Below are 26,612 nucleotides of genomic sequence, written 5' to 3'. Positions count from 1 at the left end.
ATCAATATTTCCCGTCATTTTCAAAATACACCTTATACCATACAAGGAATATGAAAACTGTCCAGATCTTTCTGCTGTTATCAGCTTTACCGTCACGATGATCGTAAAGCAGCTTTAGCAGGGGAGCGGTATTGAAGAATTTCTTTGAACTTTCACTCTCAAAGCAGCTCTTTACTATATCATAGTATTTTGCTTCCTTTAACCATACTCTTATGGGAACAGGAAAGCCGAGTTTCTTTTTGGCTGCTGTTTTGGCGGTCTGTTCAGGAGTATCTTTCTTTGCAGCAAGTCTCATAGCATATTTTGTGATATATTTTGTTTCATCTGTACTTTTGTCATGTGTAACTCTGTATTTAGTCGGTATCCTTTCAGCAAGCGCCATGATCTCTTTATCGAGAAACGGAACTCTGAGTTCAAGTGAATTTGCCATACTCATTTTGTCTGCTTTGAGAAGAATATCTCCTGCCATCCACATATGAAGATCAAGGTACTGCATTTTTGTAACGTCGTCTTTTCCTCTGACATTATCATAGAAAGGCTTTGTCAGGACTGGTGGGTCAGGTGCAGCTGTGCTGATCTTCAGAATCGATTTACGTTCCTCAGGTGTAAACATATATGCGTTGCCGATAAAGCGTTCTTCAACATCCTTGCCTTTCCGGACAAAGAAATTAACGCCTCTTTTGGCAGGTAGTTTTGATGCGAGCTTTCCGATGCTTCTTCTGATTGTTCTTGGGAGCTTGTCGTACAGAGTGCCGTCAGGATCGCTGTAAACATTGTATCCGCCGAATATTTCATCTGCACCTTCTCCGGAAAGGACTACTTTAAGCTTTTCGGAGGCTATATTGCATACAAAGTACAGAGCTACAGCTGACGGATCTGCAAGAGGTTCGTCCATGTGATACTGTATCATTGAAAGACTGTTCCAGTATTCCTCTGGAGTAATCACTTTGCTTGTATTCTCTTTACCAATATATTTTGAAAAGTTTTTAGCCCAGCCAATCTCATTATATTTTTCATCGTTCCCAAAACCGACTGTAAAGGTCTTGTCAACATCGGCGACAGCTGCAACATAACTTGAATCTACGCCGCTGGAAAGGAAGGATCCGACTTCCACATCTGCAATTTTATGAGCTTCGACCGAGTTATGAAACGTATCTGAGATTCTGTTTACCCATTCGTCAAGATCCGGAGTTTCATCTGCGTTAAAGCGGACGTCCCAGTAACGCTTGGATTCAAAATGTCCGTCTCTGAATCTGAAGTAATGTGCAGGAGGAAGCTTGTAAACATTTTTAAAAAATGTCTCGGAAGCAGGGGAGTACTGGAAAGTTAAATAATTCTCAAGTGCTGCAGTATTAAGCTCTTTCACAAATTTGGGGTGTTCAAGAAAACTCTTTATTTCCGATCCAAACATAAGAGTTCCGTTCATATTCGCATAGTACATGGGCTTGATACCGAAAAAATCACGTGCGCCGAACAGTTCTTTTCTATTTTTATCCCATATAACAAAGGAAAACATTCCTCTCAGCATATCAAGAAGCTTTTCACCGTATTCCTCATAGCCGTGAATAAGAACTTCAGTATCCGTATTCGTTCTGAACCTATGACCTGCTTCGATCAGCTTTTCTTTTATTGACATATAATTATATATTTCACCGTTAAAAATAATAACAAGTGAGTTGTCTTCATTGAAAATAGGCTGATCTCCGCTTGAACTTACATCAATAATGCTCAGTCTGCGATGACCAAGAGCAATATCATCATCGATATATTTTCCGTATGCATCCGGACCTCTGTGTTTGATCCTGTCCATCATTTTGCCGAGAACTTCGTCAGAATTGCTGATATTATTCGTAAAACCTACGATTCCGCACATATACTGTGACCTCCGATTAGATAAGCTATTAAATCTCCCAAAATATTATACTACAAAAAAACATAATTTGCAACAGTAAACCGGTAAAACAGTATACTATTTTTTATCGTTTGATTTGATTTTTGAAAGGGGATTGCTCTCAATTGCATTTCTGACATTTTCATCATTAAGATGTGTATATATTTCTGTTGTGGAGATACTTGCGTGTCCAAGCAGTTCTTTAAGCGTCAGGACATCAGCATCACCGTATTGATACATTAATGTTGCAGCAGTGTGGCGGAGTTTGTGAGTGGTTATGCCTTTTCCGTCAAGTCCGGCTTTGATAAGAGTATCCTCAACGATCTGCTGAACTCTGCGCTTAGATATGCGACGATTCTGATTACTTATGAAAAGAGCCGGTTCATCTGCAGCTTTAGGATTATTTTTCCTTACAGAAAGATATTTGTTCAATGCGTCAACACAGGCAGAATTAAGATAAACCATACGTTCCTTACTGCGCTTTCCAAGAACTTTCAAACGATTTTCATAAAAATCAATATCTTTGATATTTATACCTACAAGCTCGCTCAGACGCATACCGCAGTTCAAAAAAAGTGTTATAATGCAATAATCACGCTTTGAATCTGCTGAATCCGCCGTTTCAAGTAGACGTAAGCTCTCATTAAGAGACAGGAACTTTGGCAATGAAGTTTTAGGTACAGGCACATCAAGATCTTTTGTAGGATTATCCTCAATGATATGAGCGACTTTTTCAAGATATTTAAAGAAACTTCTTAACGAGGAGATTTTTCTGTATCTTGCTCTATCTTTGTTATGTCGTTCATCAGATGTATAGAATATAAAATTGTAAATATCAGATACTGAAATTTTCCTAAGTTCTGATTCGGACATATCATGTATGTCTATTTCTTCAAGAGTCATGCCTGTATTATGATTATTCTCATAAACAAATCGTAAAAACAGTCTGATATCTGTATAATATTCTTCAATTGTACGTTCTGCAAGCAACTTAACTATTTTCATATGCACAAGATAATTGTTGAGAAACTCCGGATTGGAATTGCTGTTATAGTTTTCCATATAATCACTTCCTTTTTCCGTTTGAACTAAAACGTCAAACTCCAATTCAATTCATTCTATCTATATTATACAAAGTTTCACCAAACTTTGATTTGGTGAAACTTTGTCTTAAATTTCATTATCATCATTATAGCACTTTCCTTTAATATATTCAAGAACAAATTATATGACAGGATATAAAAAAGCTCCCATCAGGGAGCTTTTTATCATTTTTTCTTCTTTTTATTGTTTGTGCCTGAAGAAGCTTTCTTTACGGTTTCAGTTATCCTTTCAGGAGCTGCTTTTTCAGCTGTATGCTTTACAGTCTTATTTGATGACTCAAGTGCTTTATAAATAACTGCTGCAAGTATTGCTCCAATAAACGGTCCTATAATAAATACCCAAAGATCATTAAGAGCATCGCCTCCGGCAAGTATTGCAGGTCCGAGGCTTCTTGCCGGATTTACAGAGGTTCCTGTAAGTCCTATTCCGAATATATGAACCAATGTAAGAGTAAGACCTATAATAAGTCCGCCAAATGAGCCATGATTGGATTTCTTTGATGTTACACCAAGTATAGTCATTACAAAAATGAATGTGAGAACTATCTCTACTATAATACCTGCACCTGAACTTCCGTTTACACCGGCAAGCCCGTTTGCGCCGTAACCGCCTGTTTTATCCACAACATTGCCGAGATCGAAGATGAGCTTTAAAACGCCTGTTCCCGCAATTGCGCCTACACACTGCGAAACTACATAGCCTACAAAATCTGTAAATGTCATTCCACCGCTGATAAGAACACCAAGTGATACAGCCGGATTGATGTGACAGCCTGATATGTTGCCTATGCAATAAGCCATACCTACAATTACAAGGCCGAACGCAAGCGCTGTAAGGATGTATCCGCAGCCGTTTGCAGAATCACAGCCTACAAGCATCGCTGTACCGCAGCCGAGAAGTACAAGTACAAATGTACCGATTACTTCTGCAACGTATTTTTTGATTGATTCCATAAAATTGCCTCCTTAATAATAAAATATCCGGTCGAACCGATAAATTAATTATATCATCATTTATAGTTTAATGTCAATATTTTCTAATAAAATCGCCAAATTTATATTGTTAGATGTTGCAAACATTATAAATTTGGCTTTATATTTTATTTTTAATTGTTAAGTACACAATGATTATTAATCAATTTGTGTAGGCTTGGTATCCGGATACTTTTTCTTTTCACCTATTATACCATATATAACGACCATAGCGATTCCGAATACGAGTAAGGCGATTTGTATCGCCATAAATGCTTCTGTATACTTATACATAGCGCTTGTGAACGCTGTAAAGACAGCCGGCTGCTTAATTGAAAATGAATCATAGTATCTGCTTGTGATAAGGTATATGCTTGGTATCATTCCGAGGATCCCTGCAATTATTGCAGAAATTCCTGTCCAGTACATCACAGTGATCTTCCTTTTGCGATTTATCAGGAAAAGAAGCAGTATAATACAAACAACTGCTCCGATAAGAAGTGCGGTTATTGCGTTTTTACGGGAGTACACTCTTGCAATTTTTGGAAAGACTCCCCTGCTGCTCATTGCGGAAAACTTGTAGACATCACAGTATGAACCGATTGTTGAATATGCGCTGTCCTTGGTATTGCTGAGCTTGCTGGTAAAGTTTTCGTCCTTTTTATAGTTATTCTTATCTGCAAAGTCATTAAAGAAGATGTCAATATTATTTTCGAGTTTTTCATTTGCCGGATGAATATCCGCCATTATACCATTGCTGTTAAGTGCTTCAAACGCCGAATCAATATAAGCTTCTTCAAAAGACCTGATATATCGAGTATCTATAGCATCCATATATACTTCAGCAGGGATTCCTGTTGTATTGTACTTGTCAGTATAATACCTTTCTATTTCTGTGTATATTTTTGATTCAAGTTCGTTTTTCTCTGCAAGGCTTTTGATTTTCGGAGCTGATACATTTATATCGACAAGTAAAATTGCAGAACATGCTATAGTGAGAAATACAAGAAAAACAGAAATTATAAGTGAAGGAAGATAAGTACTTACCTTTTTCATTTTGAATCTCCCTCCCCTGCTTTTCTGTAAAATTTTGTCTCAGTAGGCTCACATATAACACCTATACGTTCGTCAGAGTTTCCGAGGACATTCTTTTTGCAGGTATAAAGTGTGAGCTTGGATTTTTCAGATGGTGAAACATATTTTCCATCACTTTTATTAAAGCTTATTGTTTCGGTAACTGTATAAACAAATTCTCCGTAATTTGTTTTTAAGGTGATCTTATCGCCTTTTTTCAGCTTATAAAGGTCAGCAAAATAGGTATCCTCATGAGCGCTGATGACAGAATTGCCCTGTTCTCCAATTATCTTAGAACCGGACGACTGACAGGCGCCCCGTTCAAACAGCTCGGAATTGCTTCCCCAGTATACAGGTATCTGAATATCAAAAGCAGAGGCTGTCATTACTGCATACATCTCACCGAATTTCGGACGTATAAATTCGCCCTCTTCATACGTTTCTCCACTATAGTCATCTATGATATCATTTTCTCTGATTACAAGTCCGGAACCTGCTGCCTCAGGATTACTTTTCAGGTTATCCATAAAAGCAAGGTTAAAGTATACCTTTAACTTATCAGCCGGTTTTATCATAGCTGCTATAAATATACCAACACATATAAAAAGCAGTATAAACGGTGTTGCAACGTGGATTAAGCGTTCGTCTTTACTTTGTTGTTTATTCATTCAGTTCTCCGATCCGTTTCTTTTCATTCTGCGTATAAGAAGATATGCTGCAGCTGTTCCTATGCTGATAAAAGCAGCTGATGCAGCAAGGATACCTCTTCTGTCATATCCTGTGTCTTCAACAGCTGCACCTGCTGTTGATACATTCAGAAGCTCTCCTTTTTCATTTCGCATAGCAACAGTAAGGGAGTTATCCGTTATCTCATCAACAGTAACATTAAGCCCCATTTCTTCTGCTGCTTCGGAAAGTTTTCCGACTATCTGTATCTTCTGATCGGCAGGACTCTGTTTTATAAGGCTTTTATATTCCTCAGGACTGAGATCATCGATTATCGCCTGCTGCTGCGCTGGTGTAAAGCTGTGTACATACGTCATTTTTTCATCATAAGCCATACTTATGAATTCTTCACGGCTTATCCTTATAAAAGATGAGCCGTCGGAAGCTGTAAGAGTAATACCGTTATCAGGAGGCGGCTGAACTTCTTCAGCTGGTTCGCCTGAAGGCGCAGTTTCAGTAGTAGTTGTAATAACAGGAGCTGCTTCCTCCTGAGGAGCTGTTGCGATTATCTGATTTCCTGCTGCGTGAAGATATGCTATAACCTGATCAAGTATATCAGGCGTATATTTGTCAGGATTTTCATAGTATGCATTATAGCCTGCCTGGATATCTTCTTCCGAATAGCCGTATGAACGGGCAACCGCGGCTACATCATCAACTGTAGCTGCATTGGAAGTTAAGGAATAAAGGGCAGCGCTGACAGCTGCAGCTGCAGTGATACCGCTGAAAATTTTTCTTCTCTGCATATAAACTACCTCCTCTTCGTATATATACAAAATTATTATATCCCTTTGTTTAATAAATGTCAAGGATTCTTTTATCGAAAGATTTCCCAGCAAAATTTTTTTCTTAAAAAGCTTTGCACGTATTACGGGCAGAAAAATAACTGAAAGCCGAACATTATGTGCTTTCAGTTATAAAAACTCATTTATGCTGTTTGTCCAGCTTATCAGCTATTCTGAGACAGGCTTCGGTATGCATTATCCAGTGCCTAGAAAACGGCATTTGTATAAGCCCGCGAATGTCTTTCCCGCACCAGTAATCTATAAGCCAAACAGCGTTTTCGTATTCACTCACGACCTTTGATCCTTTGAGCTTTTCTTTCATTTCATAAGAAACTTTCTTTTTCAGCGAATCATATGATAAATAATTTAACATACTTTCGGTGTGACTTTTCACCTCTTCAGCATACAGATATAGTTCGTCAAGATTCAGCTGCTTTGAAAAATCAGAAATCTGCTCTTTTACAAGCTCATTTCCTGTTGTGATTATCGGCGAATTTATACGCTCCTTGTAGTCTCCTGCAAAGAAAACCTGATCATCATCAGCAATAAGCATATTAGCTGTAATATCCTCAATACGGAAAATATGCCATATTGAATATGCCATTGTTTTAGAGTGATAGCCATCTGCGTTAATAAACGGTATAGCATTGAATTCTTCTCTTGTATACCGGCTTTTCAGATCTTCCATGACCTGCATAAGCTTTTCTCTCAGTTTTAAAAGAGTTGCTATCCCGTCCTTGTATGTTTCTTCCTTTTTAAGTTGAAGCTGGAATGTTTTATTGAGCTCTGACCATTCTTTATTCATTGTGATCCACCATAAATACAAAAAATTTTATTATTATGATGCAAACTGGCTGTTATAAAGCTCTGAATAAAAACCACCCTTTTGCATCAGCTGTTCGTGACTTCCCTGTTCTATTATATCACCATGCTTCATGACAAGAATCACATCAGAATTCTTTATAGTAGAAAGCCTGTGAGCGATAATAAAGCTGGTTCTGCCTTTCATCAGCTTTACGAATGCTTTTTGTATGCGCTGTTCAGTTCTGAGGTCGATAGAACTTGTAGCCTCGTCAAGTATAAGCATAGGAGGATCCATAAGCATTATCCTTGCAATACAGATAAGCTGCTTCTGTCCCTGGGAAAGTCCGCTGTTTTCATTTATTACCGTATCATAGCCCTTTGGAAGTCTTTTGATAAAACCGTGAGCATAAACTGCTTTGGCAGCCTGTATTATCTGCTCTCTTGTTGCGTCCGGCACACCATAAGCTATATTTTCAGCAACAGTTCCTGTAAATATCCATGTTTCCTGAAGCACCATTCCAAAATTGCTGCGCAGGCTGTTACGTGTTATCTCCGAGATATCCTTTCCGGATACTTCTATCTTTCCACTGTCTATATCATAAAACCGCAGCAGAAGATTGATGACAGTTGATTTTCCGCAGCCGGTAGGACCAACTATAGCTATACGCTGTCCCGGACTGACATCAAGACTGAAATTCTGTATCAGCTTGACCTTGGGATCATATGAGAAAAAAACATTGGAAAGCTTTATACTTCCGTCACATGATTCGAGTATCTCCTTGTCAGAATCATCAGGTATCTCTTCTTCATCAAGGAGAGTAAAAACTCTTTGAGCAGAAGCAACAGCATTCTGAAGCTCAGCTATTACACCTGATATTTCGTTAAAAGGCTTAGTATACTGATTTGAATAAGCAAGAAAACTTGACAGCTTACCTACGGTCATTGCACCGGTAAACGAAGATCCGCCTATAACACCAAGAGCTCCAAGCATTCCGACAGCTGCATAAATAAGTCCGTTAACAAATCTTGTAGTCGGATTTGTCATGGAACTGAAAAATGTTGCTTTAGCTCCGATCTGACCATAAGCATTGTTGACCTCGTCAAATCGTTCTTCGGCTCTTTTATCATAAACAAATGCCTTGACGATCTTCTGGTTGCCTGCAAGCTCTTCAGCAAGTCCGACCATATCTCCGCGAAGCTTTGACTGCTTCATGTAAGAATCATGAGAAGCCTTTGTTATCCTTGAAGCCGCAACAAAAGACAGAGGTGTAAGTATTACAACAACTATCGCGATCCTGTAATTTATTGTCATCATAAATATCAAAGTTCCTATAATAGTTATGACTCCGCTGAAAAGCTGCGCAAATCCCTGAAGAAGCCCGTCGGATATTATCTCTATATCATTTATAACACGGCTTGTAAGCTCTCCTTTTGTATGACCGTCAATATATCTGAGCGGTACCCGTTGGAGTTTATTGAAAATATCAGCCCTCAGATCGCGAATTGTCAGGAATGCGAGTTTATTTGTATAAAGGCTCATTAACCATTGGAAAAGTGTACTTGCGCCAACTGCCGAAGCAAGGGCTGTAATTATTCTCAGAAGGTCGGAAAAAACAACTTCTCCTTTACCCGTACAGCAATCAACACCTTCACCGATAAATACAGGCACAGCTAAAGAAAGAGAGACTCCGGCAGCCGCAAATATAATTGTGAGAACAAAATATTTCAGGTAAGGGCGTGCATAAAGGATAACTCTTTTAAGTATTTTTGCCATCAGCTTCACCCTCCTTCTGATTCATCTGCGAAATATATATTTCGTTATAAACATCACATTTCTGTATAAGATCGTCATGTTTTCCGATTCCGACAGCTTCTCCGTCCTCCATAACGATTATCTGATCGGCATCTTTCAGAGAAGTGGTTCTCTGTGATATCATAACAACTGTAGTAAACGGAAGATCACTGCGAAGAGCTTTTCTGAATGCGAAATCCGTTTTGTAGTCGAGTGCGCTTGTCGAATCGTCAAGTATCAATATATCAGGCTGTCCAACAAGAGCACGGGCAATGGAAATACGCTGTTTCTGACCTCCCGAAAGATTCCTTCCTCCCTGTGATACAACCGTATCAAGTCCGTCGGGCATCTTGCTGACAAATTCCCAGGCCTGAGCGGTTTTTAACGCCGAAACGATCTCATCATCGGTCGCGTCTGCCTTCTGCCACTGCATATTCTGACGTATAGTACCGGTAAAAAGCACCGCCTTCTGCGGAACCGTACCTATTCTTTTTCTAAGTACATCAGGCTCTATTCTGTCGACTTCAACTCCCGAAACTGCCACCGTGCCTTCAGAAGCTTTATAAAAGCATGGTATCAAATTGGCAAGCGTTGTTTTTCCGCAGCCGGTACCGCCTATAATTCCAAGCATATCGCCGCGCCTGACAGAAAAACTTATATTTTTTAAAGAATAATCACCTGCACCTTCATATGCAAAGGAAACATCTTTGAATTCAATGATATTTTCAGCATCTTTTTCAAGAACAGTTACATTTCCGTTCATTTCAGGTTCAAGAGAGAATATTTCGCTTATACGGTTGGCAGAGGCGAAAGCCTTTGTAAATATAACTATAAGATTTGCAAGCACAACAAGTGCAAGCAGTATCTGAGTCATATAATTTGTAAATGCGGTGAGCTCCCCCTGCGTAAGTCCGCCTGTATTTATTCTTTTTCCGCCGAACCATATAACGGCTACTATACCGAGGTTCATTACCATGAACGCGACAGGATTCAGAATTGCAGATATTTTACCAACAGCAACCGAACAGGATGATATCTCATCCACAGCATCCCTGAATTCATCCACCTCTTCCTGCTGTCGTGAAAAAGCTCTTATTACTCTTGCGCCTTCAAGAGATTCACGAGTGAGCATAGATGCACGGTCAAGACATTGCTGATTTTTTCTGTACATTGGGACGGTTTTCTTCATTATTAAGAAAATTATTACAGAAATAAGAGGAGCGACCACAAAAAAGACAAATGAAAGCTTTCTGTCTATAGTTACAGCCATAACAGCAGCTCCGATGACAAGAAAAGGGGCTCTGACAGCAAGTCTTATAAACATATTCACGCCGTTCTGAACTGTATTGGTATCATTTGTCAGACGATTTACAAGGGAAGATGTTCCTATTCTGTCTATACTGCTGTACGACAGAGAATTGATATGCTTATACAGCGCCGCCCTCAGTTCAGTACCGAAACCGTATGCGCATCTTGCCGCAAGATACTGACAAGTCAGAGCGAAGCATAACCCGCATACGCCAAGCAATACGATAAGTCCGCTCATTTTTATCACATATCCGGAATCACGACAGCCTATTCCTCTGTCAATGATTTTTGCCATGACTACCGGAACAATCAGTTCAAAAACAGCTTCAAGCAGCTTAAAAAAAGGACCTAAAACAAGTTCCTTCTTATAGTTTTTCAAAAATACGAGTAAATTTTTCATATTTGTGTCCCATCACCTGAATGTTTTCATATATACAGCGACACTTCCGAATATCCGGAAGTGTCGCTGATTATCATATTTCTACTCCGTTTGCTTTAAGAAGTTCTCTTGCAGTTTCGACAGAATCAACACCTACAGCGTTTTTTACCGGAGCAAATTCCTTTTCACGTACTACCTCATATGCCAGACAGCTGTCCTGCATATGTACCATATCAAGGACAAGCGTTTCAAATTTATGTCCATTGGGAGATTCAGGTGTAATATATTCTCCTTTTTCATTCATAAAGGGTATTTTCTTGTCAACTATATGTACAGGCAGCTTCTTGTCACATATCTCCTCAAGCTTTTTTACATTGAAAAGATAGTTAAGTATAACGCCGTATTTATAAGCAAGTTCACCTTTTTCATCAAGCAGGGTTCTCATTTCGTCAGTCATCTCATAATACTCAACGATCGAAGGCATACCGTCCTCAAGGCAAAGAACACCGACCTTTTCTTCAGGCGCAGCCTTGCTGACCACTTTTCCGCCGGACTGGAGCCCCGATTTGATCACAGCTCCTATAAATCCCGGATCTGCAATACGCTGAAGTACGTTATCGACTGCGAAAACATTGAGCCACTCCACGCCTTCTTTCTTGATTTCATCAAGCATTCCTGCACGTACAAGTGAAGAAAACCAACCGCCGTTGCCATTGGGCGAAACCGATATCCTTGATCTGCTTTCCATCAGTATCTTACCGTCAAAATCAACTGAAGGCGCCATGTCCTGCATAAAGAAGTGAACATATTCAGGATCATAGCCAAAATAGTTCTTCTCTGCAAAAAAATCAACTGTATCCCTGTTGTTCTTAACGCTGGTCATAATGTATAAAGGGATAAAACTGCCTGCAAGTTTTACCACATCCATAAGATTGTTTATAAGGCACTCAAATATATAAAGTTCCTTGTCAACGCCTATATTGAACATTCCCTTGGGCTTGTCAAAGCCAAGTCTTGTGCCCTGTCCTCCGGCAAGAAGCACAGCAGCCGCCTTACCTGCTTTTATTGCTTCAATACCGGTTTGAATATATTCCTTACTGTTTGATGCGATATCATCAATGGTAACAGCTCCGAGAGGTTCAAATCTGCCACGCACTGCATTAACATTTTTATCAGCATCAAGATTTTCAAGCACCGAAAAGTCGATGAGCTCTATCTGTCCAAGAAGCTCCTTCTTTTCATCACTGCTCAGTTCATCAAAATGATCAAGTAAATGCTCCTGCCCATATTTTGAAATGATATTCATTGCTTCTTCACGACTTATCATAAACTCCTCCTTCAAAATTATTATCTCATTTATTTATTATACATTATAACATAATCAATATTATATGTCAATCATACTAATAACCAAACTCGTACTTTACATAGACCTGATACTTAAAAAAGCCTGATAGATATAGCTTCACTGGCAAAAACAATATTGTAAAAAAATAAAAATAATTAAACAAAAAATATTTACACTTGACATTACTTCCCGTTTGTAGTATAATATTATTGCTGTCGAGGTGTGGCTCAGTTTGGTAGAGTACTACGTTCGGGACGTAGGGGCCGCAGGTTCAAATCCTGTCACCTCGACCAGAAACGGCGGTATATCGTCAATGTGCGATATACCGCTTTTTAAGCCGCTGTGGTGGAATTGGCAGACACAAGGGACTTAAAATCCCTCGGTAGCAATATCGTACCGGTTCAAGTCCGGTCAGCGGCACTTACGATCGCAGGTTTTTGAAGCCTGCGATTTTTTGTTCTGTATCTTTGGGTTTGCGCCATATAACAAAATAAAAGTCTGTTTTTCGAGGATTTTTTTAAAATTACTATTGACTTTACATTTATTATATAGTATAATATTACTCGGCAATCACTTTATTCATTTAAAGCTTTACAGGTTTATAACAAAAAAACGTGAAGCATACAGAAAGGTCGAGATATCAATGCAATCCCAAACCGCTACAACCGCAACATTCGTAATACTTGCCATTTATGTAATCATTATGGTAGGCATCGGAATCTATATGTCAAGACGGACCAAGTCATCTGAAGACTTTATGCTCGGTGGCAGAAATGTTGGTTCATGGCTCACTGCTTTTTCATATGGAACAACTTACTTCTCTGCTGTCGTATTCATCGGTTACGCCGGACAGTTCGGCTGGTTATACGGCGCGTCAGCATCATGGATAGGCGTCGGTAACGCTATAATCGGAAGCCTTATCCCGTTCTTTCTTATCGGTAAGCGAACACGTCTTATGACAAATCATATCGGCGCAAAAACTATGCCTGAGTTCTTTGAGCGCAGATTTGATTCCAAAGGCTTAAAGACAATTGCTGCACTTATAGTTTTCATATTCCTCATACCATATACTGCTTCCGTTTACAATGGTCTTTCAAGACTTTTCGGTATGGTATTTGACCTTGGAGATAACGGAGCAACTTACATAATCATCGCAATGGCTGTTCTTTCAGCTGTTTATGTAACACTTGGCGGATACAAAGCAACAGCACTCAATGATTTCTTCCAGGGAATCATTATGCTCATAGGAATTATAACAGTAGTTGCTCTTACAGTACAGAAAAAAGACGGTATTTCTGCTGCATTCGATGCATTAAACAGGATCTCAGACAGCAAGACGGAAACCGGCACACTGGGCTCTTTCTTCGGACCTGATCCCATAAATCTGCTTGGCGTTGTAATACTTACATCTCTCGGTACATGGGGACTTCCTCAGATGGTACAGAAGTTCTACGCTATAAAGGACGAGCAGGCAATAAAGAAGGGCGCTTTCATTTCAACATTATTTGCTTTTGTTGTAGCAGGCGGTTCATATTTCATGGGCGGATTTGTCAGACTTTACTGCACACTCGGCGGCGATAAAGATAAAACCTATATTGAAACCGTGAACGGAAAGCCCGTCTATGATACAATGGTTCCTGCACTTCTTCAGCAGGCACTTCCGAGCATTCTTATCGGACTTGTAGTCGTACTTGTACTCTCCGCTTCGCTTTCAACTCTTTCATCACTTGTTCTCACCTCAAGCTCAACGCTGACAAACGACCTTATCAAACCACGTATCAAGAATTTTGACGATAAGCACCAGGTAATGTTCATGCGTATTTTTATTGCAGTATTCCTTTTGATCTCTGTTATTATCGCCTGCAATAAAAATGCTTCCATTTCAACGCTTATGTCTTATTCATGGGGCGCACTTTCAGGTGCCTTCCTCGGACCGTTCCTCTATGGTCTTTTCATGAAAAAGGTTTCAAAGGCTGCCTGCTGTGCAAGCTTTATCACCGGTGTCGGAATAAGCGTTATGCATATGATACTTTTCAGTCTCAATATTGAGGCTTTCAGCGGTATCAAGGAAGCTATTATCGGACTTAACTGTCCTCTGTCTCTTCTTTCACCGATCAATGCAGGTGCTTTCTCTATGATAGTTTCATTGATTATCGTACCAGTTATAAGCGCATTTACAAAGGCTCCTGACAAAAAGATAGTTGACAACGCTTTCAGCAGTCTTGAAAAATCTGTTTAAAATATAATTCAATGCCCCTCTGAAAATACACAGAGGGGCAATCTGTGTTATATGCCGAATTTCAACGGAAATTCCGCTATTTACATGAGAATTTACATTACAGGCAACTTTTTTCAGTTTACCTATTGAAATTTTTCTAAAGTTAATGTATAATTATAAAGTAATGCATTTGCGCAAATTCACTATTTTAAAGGAGTGCTTTTATGTACAACGATCTTATGGATTCAATCGGCTTCGTTAAGAGCTACGATCCAGCAGTAGGCGAAGCAATGGGCAAGGAGCTTGCTCGTCAGCAGAGAAACCTCGAACTCATCGCAAGCGAAAATATCGTTTCTCCCGCAGTAATGGCTGCTATGGGAAGCGTTCTTACAAATAAGTATGCTGAAGGCTATCCCGGAAAGCGTTACTACGGCGGCTGCCAGTGCGTTGACGAGGTAGAAGCTATAGCTATTGAAAGAGCTTGCAAGCTTTTTGGTGCAAAGTTTGCAAATGTTCAGCCCCACTCAGGTGCTCAGGCTAACACAGCTGCATATTTCGCAGTTCTTCAGCCAGGTGATACCGTTCTCGGTATGAGCCTTGCAGACGGAGGACATCTCACACACGGTTCGCCTGTAAATCTTTCAGGTAAATACTTCAACTTCGTTTCATACGGTCTTGATGATGAGACTGAAATGATAAATTATGATACAGTACAGGCTCTCGCAAATGAGCACAAGCCAAAGCTCATCGTTGCAGGCGCAAGCGCTTATCCGAGAGCAATAGACTTCAAGAGACTTCGTCAGATAGCTGATTCAGTAGGAGCTCTTCTCATGGTAGATATGGCTCATATTGCAGGTCTTGTTGCAGCAGGCTGCCACGAGTCCCCTGTTCCTTATGCCGATATCACAACAACTACTACACATAAGACTCTCCGCGGACCAAGAGGCGGACTTATCCTCACAAATGACGAGGCTCTTGCAAAGAAGATCAATTCTGCTATCTTCCCCGGAACACAGGGCGGACCTCTGATGCACACAATCGCTGCTAAGGCTGTATGCTTCGGTGAAGCTCTCAAGCCGGAGTTCAAGGACTATCAGCAGAGGATTGTAAAGAACGCCAAGGCTCTTGCTGACGGTCTCGTAAAGAGAGGCTTCAACCTCGTATCAGGCGGTACAGACAACCACCTAATGCTGGTTGATCTCCGTCCTTTCAGCATCACAGGTAAGGAGCTTGAGCACAGACTTGATGAGGTTTACATCACAGTAAACAAGAACGCTATCCACAACGATCCTGAGAAGCCTTTCGTAACAAGCGGTATCAGAATCGGTACTCCTGCTGTTACAACAAGAGGTCTCGGTGTTGAGGAAATGGAAAAGATCGCTGAGTACATCTACCTCTGCGCTACAGATTTTGAGAACAAGGCCGACGAGATCCGTGCAGGTGTAAACGCTATCTGCGAGAAGTTCCCACTTTACAAGTAATCAATAGCCAATAAGGGACGGACGAGCTGTCCGTCCCTTGATTTTTATAATTATAGGAGTATACTATGAAACGCGAACTCGGAATAGCCAGATGCGGACTGGCTTGCTGCCTGTGCTCTGAAAATGTTGAATGTAAAGGCTGCAAACGTGACGGTTTTCTTGATCTTTCATGGTGCAATGACGCAGAATGGTGCGTTAACAGAAAATGCGTAATTGAAAAGAACATAAACGGCTGCTATGAGTGTGAACCGAAAGACTGCCGCAAAGGGTTATATGCGGATAAAATAAAAGCTCGCGCTTTTGCGGAATATGCAAGAAGATTTGGCGTAGATGAGCTTCTGAACTGTCTTGAAAAAAACGAAAAAGCAGGTATTGTTTACCACAGAGAGGGTATTATCGGCGATTATGACGATTTCGACGACATCGAAGCCCTGATACGTTTTATTCAAACAGGCAATCGCTGATTCATAATATGAGAATTAACATAAAGTCGCTCTATCTGTGCGTTAAAGAAATGTAAAGATTTATAAAGTTCTACGAGGAGCTTTTTGAGCAGAAAGTAACCGAAAAAGACGATGTTTACAGCGTTTTCGATGTAAATGGCTTCCGTTTGGGTTTATTTGCTTATGAAAAAGCTAATGAACCGCATACTTTCGGCAGCAATTGCCTGCCAAGCCTAAGCACTGAAAATCTTAACGATTTAAAAAGGAAACTAACCGGGAAAGAAATATGTTTTCCACTTACCCGGATAAATGATAACTGGGTAGCGGAATTTGTCGATTCAGAAGGAAATCATATTGAAATAACCGCACCTGTAAAATAAACAGAAAGGAGAACTGCTATGCCCGCGCCATTAGCTGATAAGATACGTCCGAAAACTCTTGCCGATGTGGTCGGTCAGGAGCATATCCTCGCAGAGGGCAAGCCCCTTCGCCGTATAATTGAAAGCGGTACTGTTCCGAATATGATTTTCTACGGTCCGTCAGGAGTCGGCAAGACAACTGTAGCCCGTATCATTGCCGAGAACTGTGGAATGTCTCTGTATAAACTCAACGGCACTAACGCTTCACTTTCCGATATCAAGGACGTTGTCGCAGATATCGGCACTTTTGGCAGTGAAAACGGTATACTGCTTTATCTCGATGAGATACAATACCTGAACAAAAAGCAGCAGCAGAGTCTTCTTGAATATATTGAGAACGGTGACATCACCCTTATTGCTTCAACTACCGAAAATCCTTATTTTGCCGTATATAATGCAGTTATAAGCAGAAGCACGGTATTTGAGTTCAAACCGGTTACTGCCGAGCAGCTTGTTCCCGCCATAAAACGCGCTTTGAAAATTATGTCCGGTGAAAATAACTATGAGATCATTGCTTCAGAGGATATTATCAAACGTATTGCTTACAGCTGCGGCGGTGATGTGCGTAAAGCAATGAATACAGCCGAGCTTGCTGTCATATGCGGAGAACCTTCCAACGGGAAAATTACAATAACCGAAGCTTCTCTTGATGTTCTCGCTCAACGCAGCAATATGCGCTACGACCGTGACGGTGACCAGCATTATGATATACTGTCTGCATTTCACAAATCAGTGCGCGGTTCTGATGAAAACGCCGCCCTGCATTATGCAGCAAGACTTATCGAAGCCGGAGATATAATCTCTCTTTGCAGACGTATGCTCTGTATCGCTTCCGAAGATGTCGGACTTGCCTACCCTATGGCTGTTCCGATAGTAAAAGCCTGTGTGGACTCCGCTTTGCAGCTTGGACTTCCCGAGGCAAAGCTTCCCATAGCAGAAGCTGTTATCTTAATGGCTACAGCCCCGAAATCCAACAGTGCCTGTATGGCTATTGATGCTGCGCTTGAAGATATAAAGAGCTGTGACGCACTTGATTTCCCGCGTCATTTACAGAATATTCACTACGACGGCAAAGGAGCAAAAGTGATCGGACAGCATTATCTTTATCCTCATGATTTTCCAGGACACTACGTAAAGCAGCAATATCTTCCCGATGCTATCGCAGACCATGTGTACTATAAATTCGGAGATAACAAGCAGGAACAGTCCGCATATCAGTACAGACTGAAAATACTCGAAAAAACTGAAAAGTAAGCAAAATAGTCCGCGTGAACAACGCGGACTATTGTCATCTTACATAAAATATACGTCTTCCGCTGTAATTATTTAGTCTTGACAAAACATCAAAAAAATGTTATAGTAATTATATGGTAAACAACTGTTCACCGTAGGCGGACGATTTATACACTATCTATCAAAAGGTGATTTCTTATGGATACCAAATCACAGCTTATAGTTGCCGATTCAAAGATACTTCCCGAAGTCTTTACAAAAGTTCTGGAAGTCAAGAAGCTAATGGCACAAAAAGGCGAAAAAAGCTTTGCTTCCGCCTGTAAACGCATCGGCATATCAAGAAGCGCTTATTATAAGTATAAAGACAGTGTTTTTTCTTACGAGGAGCTTTTTAACAGAAAGATAGTGAATATCTACCTGTTACTTAGCGATAAACCCGGTATCCTGTCAAGCGCTCTTGTCTTTCTTCACAACCTGAATGCCAATATTCTTACAGTTAATCAGAGCATACCAGTTGATGGTGCTGCAGCTGTAAATATTTCACTCAGGCTCACGGGCGAATCCACCGAAGAACTCGCTCAGCTTAATTCAATTACAGAACTTGACGGCATTTTAGAGTGTAAGATACTCTCTGCCGAATAGTTTACGGAGGTTTCTTTTTATGTCAGTTAAATTTGCAGTTTTAGGTCATGGTGTTGTTGGTTCAGGCGTCGTTGAACTCTTTTACAAAAACAGAAAGAGTATTGAAAAACACGCCGGTACTGAAATGGATATAAAATATATACTCGATCTCAGAGATTTTCCTGATTCTCCTTACGCTGACAAATTCACCAAGAACTTTGACGATATAGTTAATGATGACGAAGTCGTATCGGTAGCTGAATGTATGGGCGGCGTTGAACCTGCATTCACTTTCGTAAAAGCTTGTCTCGAAAAAGGAAAGAGCGTTTCAACTTCCAATAAGGAACTTGTAGCTGAAAAAGGTGATATTCTCCTGAAAACCGCAAAGGAGCACAACTGCAACTTCTTCTTTGAAGCGAGCGTAGGCGGTGCAATCCCAATAATCCGTCCTCTTCACAGATGCCTTGCTGCCAATGATATTTCCAAGGTGGCAGGTATACTTAACGGTACCACTAATTTTATACTCACAAAAATGTATAATGATAATATGCCGTTTGCTGAGGCTCTGAAGCTTGCTCAGAAACTTGGCTATGCTGAAAAGGATCCTACAGCTGATATCGAAGGCCATGACGCCTGCCGCAAGATATGCATAATCTCTTCCCTCGTATTCGGTAAACACGTTTATCCCAAAAGCGTTTACACCAAGGGTATCACAGATATACAGCTCTGTGATGTGGAAGCTTCTGACGTTCTCGGCTATGCTATAAAGCTTGTTGCTTCAGTTTCAAAGCTTGATAACGGCAAGATTCTTCCGTCTGTTATGCCTATGCTTGTTTCTTATGACAGTATAATGTCTGGAGTTAATGACGTTTTCAACGCCGTCCTCGTTTATGGTGACGGTATAGATCAGACAATGTTTTATGGACGCGGAGCAGGAAAACTTCCGACTGCAAGCGCTGTAATGGGCGATGTTATCGAAGCTGTAAAGCATAAGGTAACTGTCTTCTCCCAGACATGGGAATCTGCTTCTGATGATTCATTCGTTGAAAAGATAGACAATTTCTCCTCACGCTGGTATTTCCGTTTGCCCGGCGGTTCGGAGATCGGTGGAGTTGAAGTATATAACAGCGAAAATGGTCTTTCTTACATAACAACAGATACGCTCTCATTTGCTGACGCTCAGGCAAAGGCAAAGGAACTCGGTGCACTTGCATTTCTTCCTGTATTTGAATAAATAAACTACAGCCCGAAAAAAAGACTATTTCGGGCTGTTTTATTATATTTTTTCAGTTTTGATCTTTTTGAGTGTATCTTTTAATATCTCATCTCTGAGCTCTGTAAGCCAGTCTGAAAACTCAACGGTATCAAAAGCATAGGTCTTGTTCAGCTCAAATTCATTATCCGACCACGTATTGATCGGTGATTCATTATGCTGGATCAGCGCTTCAAGTTTATCAAGAGCCTTGCAGATCTTTGCTTCCTTTGTTTCCTGTGCAGTCAACTCAGCAAATAAAGCCAGCCACTCTCCGGACACTTCATCAGGTAATGACCCTATCCACTTATTCAGAAGCTTATCTTCTGTCACTCTGTCCTTATCATTTTTCAAAAATGACGGTATATCACCTGTAAAACACTCTCCGAGGTCGTGTATAAGGCACATTTCTATCACCCTGCTTATATCTGCATCAGGGAATTCATTCTTTAACAACAATGCCATCAGAGCCAAACGCCAGCTGTGCTCCGCAACACTTTCATTCCTTCCTTCTGAAGTCGTACAATGTCTCAGAGTATCCTTTAGCCTTTCAGCTGTATGCAGTATTTCAAGGTATTCTTTTACATTCATATATCTGCTCCTTTTTATAGTTTCCCAAATAACCATAACAGCACCTTTGAGTGAAAGTTCAAAGGTGCTGTTATATATTATTATCTTTTTACAAAATATTCCTCGTACCAGACAAGGAAGGTATAAATCGTCCATACCTTCCGCCAGTTATCGGAATTTCCACCGACATAATCGTTGAAAATAGCGTTTATCTCGTCAAGATCAAAAAACTGCGCAGCCATATCGCTTCTGAATTTAGCACGCACATCAGCATTGTAGCGCTCATCGGCAAGCCATATCCTGATAGGAACTATAAAGCCGAGCTTCTTTCTGAAAGCGATCTCCTCCGGAAGTACCTTTGCCGCAGCTGTCCTGAATGCAACCTTGTTCGTTTCGTCGTTTACCTTGTATTTTGAAGGCATACGTGAAGCAATATCAAATATCCTGCGATCAGTAAGAGGCATACGTATCTCAAGTCCGAAAGCGGTACTCATTTTATCCACATTAAGGTAGATATCTCCTTCAAGCCATATCTGTATATCAACATCTGACATCTTTGTAAGCGGATCAAGGCCTTCCGTTTCATCATAGATATACTTCACAAGATTTATCGGAAGTACGTCAGGGTTATAATGCCTGAGTATCTTCTGCTTTTCTTCTTCCTTCATGATATTGGTATTTCCAACATAGAAAGTTTTGAGATTATCACCGTAGCGCTCAGCATTGCGATACATATTATAGCCGCCGAAAAACTCGTCTGCGCCTTCGCCGGAATAGCAGAGCTTTGTATGCTCGGCAGTAGCTTTGCAGCCAAGGGTAAAAACAATTGCAGAAGCATCTCCGAGAGGCTGCTCCATGTTATACATAACAAATGGTACGATATCAAAGAAATCCTTAGGCTGGATATTTGCAATACTGTGTTCAACATTGAGGAGCTCAGCAGTCTTCGCTGCGACACGGGACTCGTCAAATCTTTCCTCGTCATAGCCGCATGAATCAGCTCTTTTAGCATCAGACATGGCAAGAACATAAGATGAATCAACACCACCTGAAAGGAAAGATTCAGCTGTCTCGTCCTCGTCCTTTACCTCATGGAAAATATTGCCGAGTGTTTCATGTATCTCGTCTGCCCACTCATCAAGAGTCCTAGAATCATCAGGTTTGAATACAGGAGTCCAGTAGCGCTCTACAGTAAGAACTCCGTCCTTGAATTCAAGCCAGTGTCCAGGCATTAGCTTCTTTACTCCCTTGAAGAAGGTATCCTCCCCTGCTACATAGGTAAGCGTCATATAAATCTGGAGCATATCTATGTTCAGTTCTTTGACAAAGCCTTCCTGTCCGATTATCCTGCTGATGTTGGTTCCGCAAAGCAGTCTGTTGTCTTTGGTTATGTAATAGTAGAACGGCTTTGTTCCGAACTGGTCTCTGAGACAGAAATACTTTTTTTCTTCTGTATCATAAAGAGCAAAAGCGAACATACCATAAAAATGGTCTGCCATTTCCCTGCCCCATTTTTCATAAGACTTTATAATGATCTCTTTTTCACGGTCTTCACGTGAAAGATCTGTTTTTATTCCAAGTTCGCTGCATAGTCCGCGCCAATTGCGTATATGGCCTCTGTAATCGCAGATGCTGATCAATTAAGTTCACCTCTTGATTGGTATGATTATATTTCTTCAGAATTGAGCGGACGATTCATAAGAGCTCCGAGAGCAAGCCTTATATCTCCGCCGTTGAAAAGAACTTCGTTAAGCTGTTCTGTTATAGGCATTGAAACGCCCTTCTGTCTGGCAAGTGAATATGCGGCCTTGCAGCAGAAATATCCTTCGACTGTGCCTACACGTTCTACTGCTTCTTCAGGCGATACGCCCTGACCTATGAGTATACCGGCACGTCTGTTTCGGCTGTGCATACTTGTACAGGTAACTATAAGGTCGCCAATTCCGGTAAGGCCGCTGAAAGTATTAGGATTGGCTCCGCAGGCTTTTCCGAGACGAGCTATCTCGTGTATACCTCTTGTCATAAGTGCTGCCTTTGTATTGTCGCCGTAGCCGAGACCGTCACAGATTCCGACACAAAGAGCAATGATATTTTTTAATGCCCCGCCGATCTCACAGCCCTTGACGTCATCATTAACGTATATCCTGAGATACTGATTTCCGAATTCACGCTGCACATACTCTGCCGCCTCACGGTTATCAGAAGCAGCTACGATAGTAGTAGGAACACACCTTGCGACCTCTTCCGCGTGAGACGGTCCGGACAAAACGACCATTTTATCAGTCTTTATCTCTTCACGTATGACCTCACTGAGAGTTTTGAGACTTCCTTCTTCAAGGCCCTTTCCGGTATTTACTACGACCATATTATCGTCCACAAATGGGGCAGCTGCTTTTGCGACATCTCTGACAAATGATGAAGGGATACCGAAAAACAGCATATCACATCCCTTTATACATGATATATCACTTGTCATTGCGATACTTTCAGATACAGGCACACCCGGCAGCTTCTGAATATGCTCGCCATGTGAACGTATCTCATCGATCTCAGACTGGAATTTTGACCATACAGTGACCTTATGTTTTCCGCAGTGCTCAGCCATTATAGCAAGACTGAGACCGAATCCTCCCGAACCGAGTATAACTATATTCGCCATCGTGATCCACTCCTATCAATATATCAGTCTCTGCTTATTTATATGCTGTTGAACGAGAACTTATTCTCGTTTCCTGCAACGAGCCTTTGAATATTGGAACGGTGCATCCATATTACCATTGCTGCCATCGGTACAGATAAAACCATATACAGCAAACTCCTGCCGAACGAATAATTATCAACGATAAGTGACATCATGAATGTTGCGATAGGACAATATGCTGTGGAAATAATCGATGAAAGGGAAACATACTTTGAAAGCGCAAGCATAACGACAAATATCGCCAAAAGTGCAATAAATACCTTATAATCTACTGCAAGGAACGATGCAGCTCCGACAAGCACGCCCTTTCCGCCCTTGAATCCGTAATAGATAGGAAATACATGACCTATGATCGCAAAAAATCCGGCAATATAACCTATATAATGCGTATCATTTCCCGGCATGAGTCCTGTATTCATAAGATGACAGAAGCCTCTTGCAAGTGCAACAGCAATTACACCTTTAAGAAGATCCCCTATAAGCGTAATAAAAGCACAGCTTTTGCCTGCACATCTGAGAGTATTGGTAAGGCCTGCATTTTTACTGCCCATATCACGGATATCTCTTCCTGTCATCATTCTTACAACGATAATTGAAAAATTCAGACTGCCGAGAAAATAGCCAAGACCTGCACTCACAAGCAAAGTTATAAACATTTTCATTATTTATCATTCCCTCCTCTTTCACGGACTATAAAGCGAACTGGTGTTCCCTCAAGACCGAATGTTGAACGTATTTGGTTTTCGATATATCTTCTGTATGAAAAATGAAACAGATCAGCTCTGTTAACAAACGTAACGAAAGTAGGCGGTTTTGTAGAAGGCTGAGTCATATAATATATTTTGAGCCTTCTGCCCTTATCAGACGGAGGCTGAACTCTTGTAGTCGCATATGCAAGCACATCGTTCAGCATACCGGTGGATATCCTCATACTATTCTGCTCAAAGGTATATTTTATCAACTCATAAAGCTTGTTTATGCGCTGACCGGTTTTGGCAGAAATAAAAACAAACGGAACATATGACATAAAACTGAAATCATTTTCAAGCTTTGTCCTGAATTCCTGCATTGTTTTATCATCTTTTTCGACAAGATCCCATTTGTTTACTGCAACGACGCAGGCTTTTCCCTGTTCATGCGCATATCCTGCGACCTTTGAGTCCTGCTCGGTAAAACCTTCCGTTGCGTCAAGCATAATAACGCATACGTCAGCACGGTCAACAGCCATATAAGCTCTGAGAACACTGTAATGCTCAACCTTTTCAGTAACTTTTGATTTCTTTCTGATACCTGCTGTATCGATGAAAACAAACTTACCGAATTCATTTTCGATAACAGTATCCGTTGAATCGCGGGTGGTTCCGGCGATATCCGAAACTATCACACGCTCTTCACCTGCGATTTTATTGATAAGAGAAGACTTTCCTGCATTCGGCTTGCCTATTACAGCAACCTTTATATGATCTTCATCATATTCAGTTTCTTCGCAGTCTGGCAGACTTTCATACACCTTATCAAGCATATCTCCCGTACCATGACCATGTACAGACGAGATGGGATAAGGTTCTCCGAGTCCGAGATTATAAAATTCATATAATTCCAAAGGAGGATCACCGAGTGTGTCCACCTTATTTACGGCGAGAACTACAGGTTTGCCGCTCTTCAGCAGCATTTGGGCAACTGCATAGTCGTCAGCAGTTACTCCGCAGCGTATGTCAGTCACAAAAACAATAACATCGGCTTTTTCTATCGCCAGTTCTGACTGTCTTCTCATCTGAGAAAGAATTACATCATTGCTGTCTGGTTCAATACCGCCTGTATCAACGACCATAAACTCCTTGCCGCGCCATTCACATTTTGAATAGATACGGTCTCTTGTCACACCCGGAGTGTCTTCTACGATTGAAAGGCGCTGTCCGATCAGCTTGTTGAAAAGTGTAGACTTGCCCACATTAGGACGTCCGACAACAGCAACTATTGGTAATGACATTGATGCCCTCTCCTTTCTTTTCAATAAAATATATTTAAAGAAGCAATATGCTTCATGCTTTCATTTCAATAAACAGTGACAGAGACGGTCAGTATGTTACTCCCATTATTGCGTCAAGCAGCTCATAACCGTCACTGTTGGTGGATTTTATCCTTACTTTTATTTCGCGTTCCACGTCCTCTACAGTAAGATCGTCAAGAAAAACATCTGAATCACGTCTTAACATAGAAGATGAAATCAGCAGCTCTTCTCCAAGTTCCTTGCCCTTTAGCTGAGCAATGAGATCCTGAGCTGTTATAAGACCGGTAACTGTGATCGTTTCGCCGAAAAAATCATTGCGGATACGATATACGTTGCATTTAAGCAACGGGAAACGCTTTTCCGCCATTTGCGCAAGCATACTTATCGTATTAAACGGCGAATAACCTGTTGCGATTGAAACGCACCTTTCTCCGCCTTCCCATTCAGCCATATCAAGAGCTTTTTCAAATTCATCAATAAGAGACCTGAGCATTCCTACGCCGTTTTCATACTGTGAAAAATCCTCATATGCTTCCATCGGCGGCAATTCTCTCTCGGCAATGAGATAGAATTCGTCGGAAGGAAATACTGTTCTTGTTCCGAATTTCTTCAGAAATATCTGCTGGAACTCTTCAATAATGTCGATCGTCTCGCCTGCAGTTTCTTTTGTAAAGCTTACAAGCGGAAACAAACCTTCCCTGAATTTTGTAAGTCCGACCGGAACGACTGCCATACTCGTGACATTAGGCATTAACTCACCAAGATCTGTTAGTGATCTTCTTAACTCATCGCCGTCATTCAGTCCGGGGCAGCACACGATCTGGCAATTCAGCTTGATACCGTTCTCTGCGAGCTGACGTATAAACTTCAACTTCTCTCCCGCAAAACGGTTATTCATCATTTTTACTCTGAGTTCGGGGTTGGTCGTATGAACAGAAACATTGATATTCAGCTTCATTTCAATGATCCTGTCGATATCCTCCTGTTTCATATTGGTAAGTGTAACATAATTTCCCTGCAAAAATGACAATCTTGCGTCATCGTCCTTAAAATACAGGGTCTCTCTCATGCCAGGAGGCATCTGATCTATAAAGCAGAAAACGCACTTATTACTGCATGACTGCTTCTGATCCATGAGAAAAGTTTCAAATTCAAGTCCAAGGTCGTCATATTCATCCTTGGAAATATTTATTGTAAGCGGCTTGCTGTTTCTTTCAAGCTTAATAGTGATTTCCGTATCGGCAGCATAGTACATATAGTCAAGTACATCTTTTATACCATGACCATTTATTTCAACGAGTATATCGCCACTTTTTACTCCGGACAAATCTGCCGGAGAGCCATGCATTACGCTGTTGATCTTAACCATATATCTTCTCCAAAAACTTAAAAAGGAGAGAAGGTTCACTCCTCCTCTCCTTCTCTTTTATCGGATCAAGCCGATTATTCAGCGTCGATCTTAAGGACCTCAACGCCCTTAT

General features: G+C 40.9%; 23 protein-coding genes and 2 tRNA genes. 9 read left to right on the top strand and 16 right to left on the bottom strand.

Annotated features, from left to right (window positions below; all coding sequences use genetic code 11):
• Nucleotide 1: 1 nt before the first annotated feature.
• From asnB to QZZ36_RS00080, 10 genes are all read right to left on the bottom strand, one after another.
• Entirely contained in the window at nucleotides 2–1,873 is a 1,872-nt protein-coding gene (gene asnB / locus QZZ36_RS00125; RefSeq protein ID WP_295074856.1) for an asparagine synthase (glutamine-hydrolyzing), read from the bottom strand.
• Between the two features lie 96 nt (nucleotides 1,874–1,969).
• The gene (locus QZZ36_RS00120; RefSeq protein WP_295074853.1) at nucleotides 1,970–2,953 is read right to left on the bottom strand and encodes a tyrosine recombinase XerC; all 984 of its coding nucleotides are present in this window, start codon (nucleotides 2,951–2,953) and stop codon (nucleotides 1,970–1,972) included.
• Between the two features lie 206 nt (nucleotides 2,954–3,159).
• Nucleotides 3,160–3,948: an MIP family channel protein gene (locus tag QZZ36_RS00115; protein ID WP_295074850.1), complete on the bottom strand. Its 789-nt coding sequence runs from the start codon at nucleotides 3,946–3,948 to the stop codon at nucleotides 3,160–3,162.
• Nucleotides 3,949–4,125: 177 nt separating this feature from the next.
• Nucleotides 4,126–5,022: a hypothetical protein gene (locus tag QZZ36_RS00110; protein WP_295074847.1), complete on the bottom strand. Its 897-nt coding sequence runs from the start codon at nucleotides 5,020–5,022 to the stop codon at nucleotides 4,126–4,128.
• On the bottom strand, nucleotides 5,019–5,708 hold the full coding sequence (locus QZZ36_RS00105; protein ID WP_295074844.1) for a class D sortase: 690 nt from the start codon (nucleotides 5,706–5,708) through the stop codon (nucleotides 5,019–5,021). The genes QZZ36_RS00110 and QZZ36_RS00105 overlap by 4 nt, the downstream gene beginning before the upstream one ends.
• Entirely contained in the window at nucleotides 5,709–6,512 is an 804-nt protein-coding gene (locus QZZ36_RS00100; protein WP_295074841.1) for a hypothetical protein, read from the bottom strand.
• A 178-nt stretch (nucleotides 6,513–6,690) separates the two neighbouring features.
• Nucleotides 6,691–7,356, bottom strand: coding sequence for a phage head-tail adapter protein (locus tag QZZ36_RS00095; protein WP_295074838.1), 666 nt, complete (start codon nucleotides 7,354–7,356; stop codon nucleotides 6,691–6,693).
• Nucleotides 7,357–7,389: 33 nt separating this feature from the next.
• On the bottom strand, nucleotides 7,390–9,129 hold the full coding sequence (locus QZZ36_RS00090) for an ABC transporter ATP-binding protein (protein ID WP_295074835.1): 1,740 nt from the start codon (nucleotides 9,127–9,129) through the stop codon (nucleotides 7,390–7,392).
• Complete coding sequence (locus tag QZZ36_RS00085; RefSeq protein ID WP_295074832.1) at nucleotides 9,113–10,855, bottom strand: ABC transporter ATP-binding protein; 1,743 nt, start codon at nucleotides 10,853–10,855, stop codon at nucleotides 9,113–9,115. Before QZZ36_RS00085 ends, QZZ36_RS00090 begins: the two co-directional genes overlap by 17 nt.
• A 73-nt stretch (nucleotides 10,856–10,928) precedes the next feature.
• Nucleotides 10,929–12,161 (bottom strand): UDPGP type 1 family protein, encoded by a 1,233-nt coding sequence (locus tag QZZ36_RS00080; protein ID WP_295074829.1) that lies wholly within the window; start codon nucleotides 12,159–12,161, stop codon nucleotides 10,929–10,931.
• 237 nt (nucleotides 12,162–12,398) lie between these two features.
• Here QZZ36_RS00080 and QZZ36_RS00075 point away from each other — a divergent pair.
• From QZZ36_RS00075 to QZZ36_RS00035, 9 genes are all read left to right on the top strand, one after another.
• Nucleotides 12,399–12,475: transfer RNA gene (locus QZZ36_RS00075), tRNA-Pro, on the top strand.
• A gap of 43 nt (nucleotides 12,476–12,518) precedes the next feature.
• Nucleotides 12,519–12,602, top strand: a tRNA-Leu gene (locus QZZ36_RS00070).
• A 223-nt stretch (nucleotides 12,603–12,825) separates the two neighbouring features.
• On the top strand, nucleotides 12,826–14,421 hold the full coding sequence (locus QZZ36_RS00065) for a sodium:solute symporter (protein ID WP_295074826.1): 1,596 nt from the start codon (nucleotides 12,826–12,828) through the stop codon (nucleotides 14,419–14,421).
• Nucleotides 14,422–14,624: 203 nt separating this feature from the next.
• Nucleotides 14,625–15,881, top strand: coding sequence for a serine hydroxymethyltransferase (glyA, locus tag QZZ36_RS00060; protein ID WP_295074823.1), 1,257 nt, complete (start codon nucleotides 14,625–14,627; stop codon nucleotides 15,879–15,881).
• A 65-nt stretch (nucleotides 15,882–15,946) separates the two neighbouring features.
• Entirely contained in the window at nucleotides 15,947–16,345 is a 399-nt protein-coding gene (locus tag QZZ36_RS00055) for a DUF3795 domain-containing protein (protein ID WP_295074820.1), read from the top strand.
• A 62-nt stretch (nucleotides 16,346–16,407) separates the two neighbouring features.
• Nucleotides 16,408–16,704 (top strand): VOC family protein, encoded by a 297-nt coding sequence (locus QZZ36_RS00050; protein ID WP_295075625.1) that lies wholly within the window; start codon nucleotides 16,408–16,410, stop codon nucleotides 16,702–16,704.
• 18 nt (nucleotides 16,705–16,722) lie between these two features.
• Entirely contained in the window at nucleotides 16,723–17,997 is a 1,275-nt protein-coding gene (locus QZZ36_RS00045; protein ID WP_295074817.1) for a replication-associated recombination protein A, read from the top strand.
• A 177-nt stretch (nucleotides 17,998–18,174) separates the two neighbouring features.
• A complete protein-coding gene (locus QZZ36_RS00040) occupies nucleotides 18,175–18,618 on the top strand; it encodes an ACT domain-containing protein (protein WP_295074814.1) in 444 nt (147 codons plus the stop codon).
• Nucleotides 18,619–18,637: 19 nt separating this feature from the next.
• Nucleotides 18,638–19,831: a homoserine dehydrogenase gene (locus tag QZZ36_RS00035; protein WP_295074811.1), complete on the top strand. Its 1,194-nt coding sequence runs from the start codon at nucleotides 18,638–18,640 to the stop codon at nucleotides 19,829–19,831.
• 42 nt (nucleotides 19,832–19,873) lie between these two features.
• On the opposite strand, the gene QZZ36_RS00030 is transcribed toward QZZ36_RS00035, so the two are convergent.
• The 6 genes from QZZ36_RS00030 to QZZ36_RS00005 all read right to left on the bottom strand — a co-directional run bounded on the left by QZZ36_RS00030 (nucleotide 19,874) and on the right by QZZ36_RS00005 (nucleotide 26,500).
• A complete protein-coding gene (locus tag QZZ36_RS00030; RefSeq protein WP_295074808.1) occupies nucleotides 19,874–20,440 on the bottom strand; it encodes an HD domain-containing protein in 567 nt (188 codons plus the stop codon).
• Nucleotides 20,441–20,520: 80 nt separating this feature from the next.
• A complete protein-coding gene (locus QZZ36_RS00025; protein ID WP_295074805.1) occupies nucleotides 20,521–22,059 on the bottom strand; it encodes an asparagine synthase-related protein in 1,539 nt (512 codons plus the stop codon).
• Between the two features lie 26 nt (nucleotides 22,060–22,085).
• Entirely contained in the window at nucleotides 22,086–23,078 is a 993-nt protein-coding gene (locus tag QZZ36_RS00020; protein ID WP_295074802.1) for an NAD(P)H-dependent glycerol-3-phosphate dehydrogenase, read from the bottom strand.
• A 38-nt stretch (nucleotides 23,079–23,116) separates the two neighbouring features.
• Complete coding sequence (gene plsY / locus QZZ36_RS00015; RefSeq protein WP_295074799.1) at nucleotides 23,117–23,782, bottom strand: glycerol-3-phosphate 1-O-acyltransferase PlsY; 666 nt, start codon at nucleotides 23,780–23,782, stop codon at nucleotides 23,117–23,119.
• Nucleotides 23,782–25,110 carry a ribosome biogenesis GTPase Der gene (gene der / locus QZZ36_RS00010; RefSeq protein WP_295074796.1) on the bottom strand — a complete coding sequence of 443 codons (1,329 nt, stop codon included), beginning with the start codon at nucleotides 25,108–25,110 and terminating at the stop codon, nucleotides 23,782–23,784. Before der ends, plsY begins: the two co-directional genes overlap by 1 nt.
• 88 nt (nucleotides 25,111–25,198) lie before the next feature.
• Entirely contained in the window at nucleotides 25,199–26,500 is a 1,302-nt protein-coding gene (locus QZZ36_RS00005) for a DUF512 domain-containing protein (RefSeq protein ID WP_295074793.1), read from the bottom strand.
• Nucleotides 26,501–26,612 lie beyond the last annotated feature (112 nt).

The sequence above is a fragment of the Ruminococcus sp. genome, assembly GCF_016287535.1.
Taxonomy (GTDB): domain Bacteria; phylum Bacillota; class Clostridia; order Oscillospirales; family Ruminococcaceae; genus Ruminococcus.
This window is presented reverse-complemented; position numbering and strand designations above follow the sequence as displayed.

What these genes read in the sequence shown, in the direction of transcription:
- QZZ36_RS00080 (WP_295074829.1), bottom strand. Translation starts at nt 12,161, where the DNA reads ATGATAAGTCGTGAAGAAGCAATGAATATCATTTCAAAATATGGGCAG.
- QZZ36_RS00020 (WP_295074802.1), bottom strand. Translation starts at nt 23,078, where the DNA reads ATGGCGAATATAGTTATACTCGGTTCGGGAGGATTCGGTCTCAGTCTT.
- asnB (WP_295074856.1), bottom strand. Translation starts at nt 1,873, where the DNA reads ATGTGCGGAATCGTAGGTTTTACGAATAATATCAGCAATTCTGACGAA.
- QZZ36_RS00105 (WP_295074844.1), bottom strand. Translation starts at nt 5,708, where the DNA reads ATGAATAAACAACAAAGTAAAGACGAACGCTTAATCCACGTTGCAACA.
- plsY (WP_295074799.1), bottom strand. Translation starts at nt 23,782, where the DNA reads ATGAAAATGTTTATAACTTTGCTTGTGAGTGCAGGTCTTGGCTATTTT.
- QZZ36_RS00085 (WP_295074832.1), bottom strand. Translation starts at nt 10,855, where the DNA reads ATGAAAAATTTACTCGTATTTTTGAAAAACTATAAGAAGGAACTTGTT.
- QZZ36_RS00055 (WP_295074820.1), top strand. Translation starts at nt 15,947, where the DNA reads ATGAAACGCGAACTCGGAATAGCCAGATGCGGACTGGCTTGCTGCCTG.
- QZZ36_RS00065 (WP_295074826.1), top strand. Translation starts at nt 12,826, where the DNA reads ATGCAATCCCAAACCGCTACAACCGCAACATTCGTAATACTTGCCATT.
- der (WP_295074796.1), bottom strand. Translation starts at nt 25,110, where the DNA reads ATGTCATTACCAATAGTTGCTGTTGTCGGACGTCCTAATGTGGGCAAG.
- QZZ36_RS00040 (WP_295074814.1), top strand. Translation starts at nt 18,175, where the DNA reads ATGGATACCAAATCACAGCTTATAGTTGCCGATTCAAAGATACTTCCC.
- QZZ36_RS00005 (WP_295074793.1), bottom strand. Translation starts at nt 26,500, where the DNA reads ATGGTTAAGATCAACAGCGTAATGCATGGCTCTCCGGCAGATTTGTCC.
- glyA (WP_295074823.1), top strand. Translation starts at nt 14,625, where the DNA reads ATGTACAACGATCTTATGGATTCAATCGGCTTCGTTAAGAGCTACGAT.
- QZZ36_RS00115 (WP_295074850.1), bottom strand. Translation starts at nt 3,948, where the DNA reads ATGGAATCAATCAAAAAATACGTTGCAGAAGTAATCGGTACATTTGTA.
- QZZ36_RS00090 (WP_295074835.1), bottom strand. Translation starts at nt 9,129, where the DNA reads ATGGCAAAAATACTTAAAAGAGTTATCCTTTATGCACGCCCTTACCTG.
- QZZ36_RS00095 (WP_295074838.1), bottom strand. Translation starts at nt 7,356, where the DNA reads ATGAATAAAGAATGGTCAGAGCTCAATAAAACATTCCAGCTTCAACTT.
- QZZ36_RS00100 (WP_295074841.1), bottom strand. Translation starts at nt 6,512, where the DNA reads ATGCAGAGAAGAAAAATTTTCAGCGGTATCACTGCAGCTGCAGCTGTC.
- QZZ36_RS00045 (WP_295074817.1), top strand. Translation starts at nt 16,723, where the DNA reads ATGCCCGCGCCATTAGCTGATAAGATACGTCCGAAAACTCTTGCCGAT.
- QZZ36_RS00035 (WP_295074811.1), top strand. Translation starts at nt 18,638, where the DNA reads ATGTCAGTTAAATTTGCAGTTTTAGGTCATGGTGTTGTTGGTTCAGGC.
- QZZ36_RS00110 (WP_295074847.1), bottom strand. Translation starts at nt 5,022, where the DNA reads ATGAAAAAGGTAAGTACTTATCTTCCTTCACTTATAATTTCTGTTTTT.
- QZZ36_RS00030 (WP_295074808.1), bottom strand. Translation starts at nt 20,440, where the DNA reads ATGAATGTAAAAGAATACCTTGAAATACTGCATACAGCTGAAAGGCTA.
- QZZ36_RS00120 (WP_295074853.1), bottom strand. Translation starts at nt 2,953, where the DNA reads ATGGAAAACTATAACAGCAATTCCAATCCGGAGTTTCTCAACAATTAT.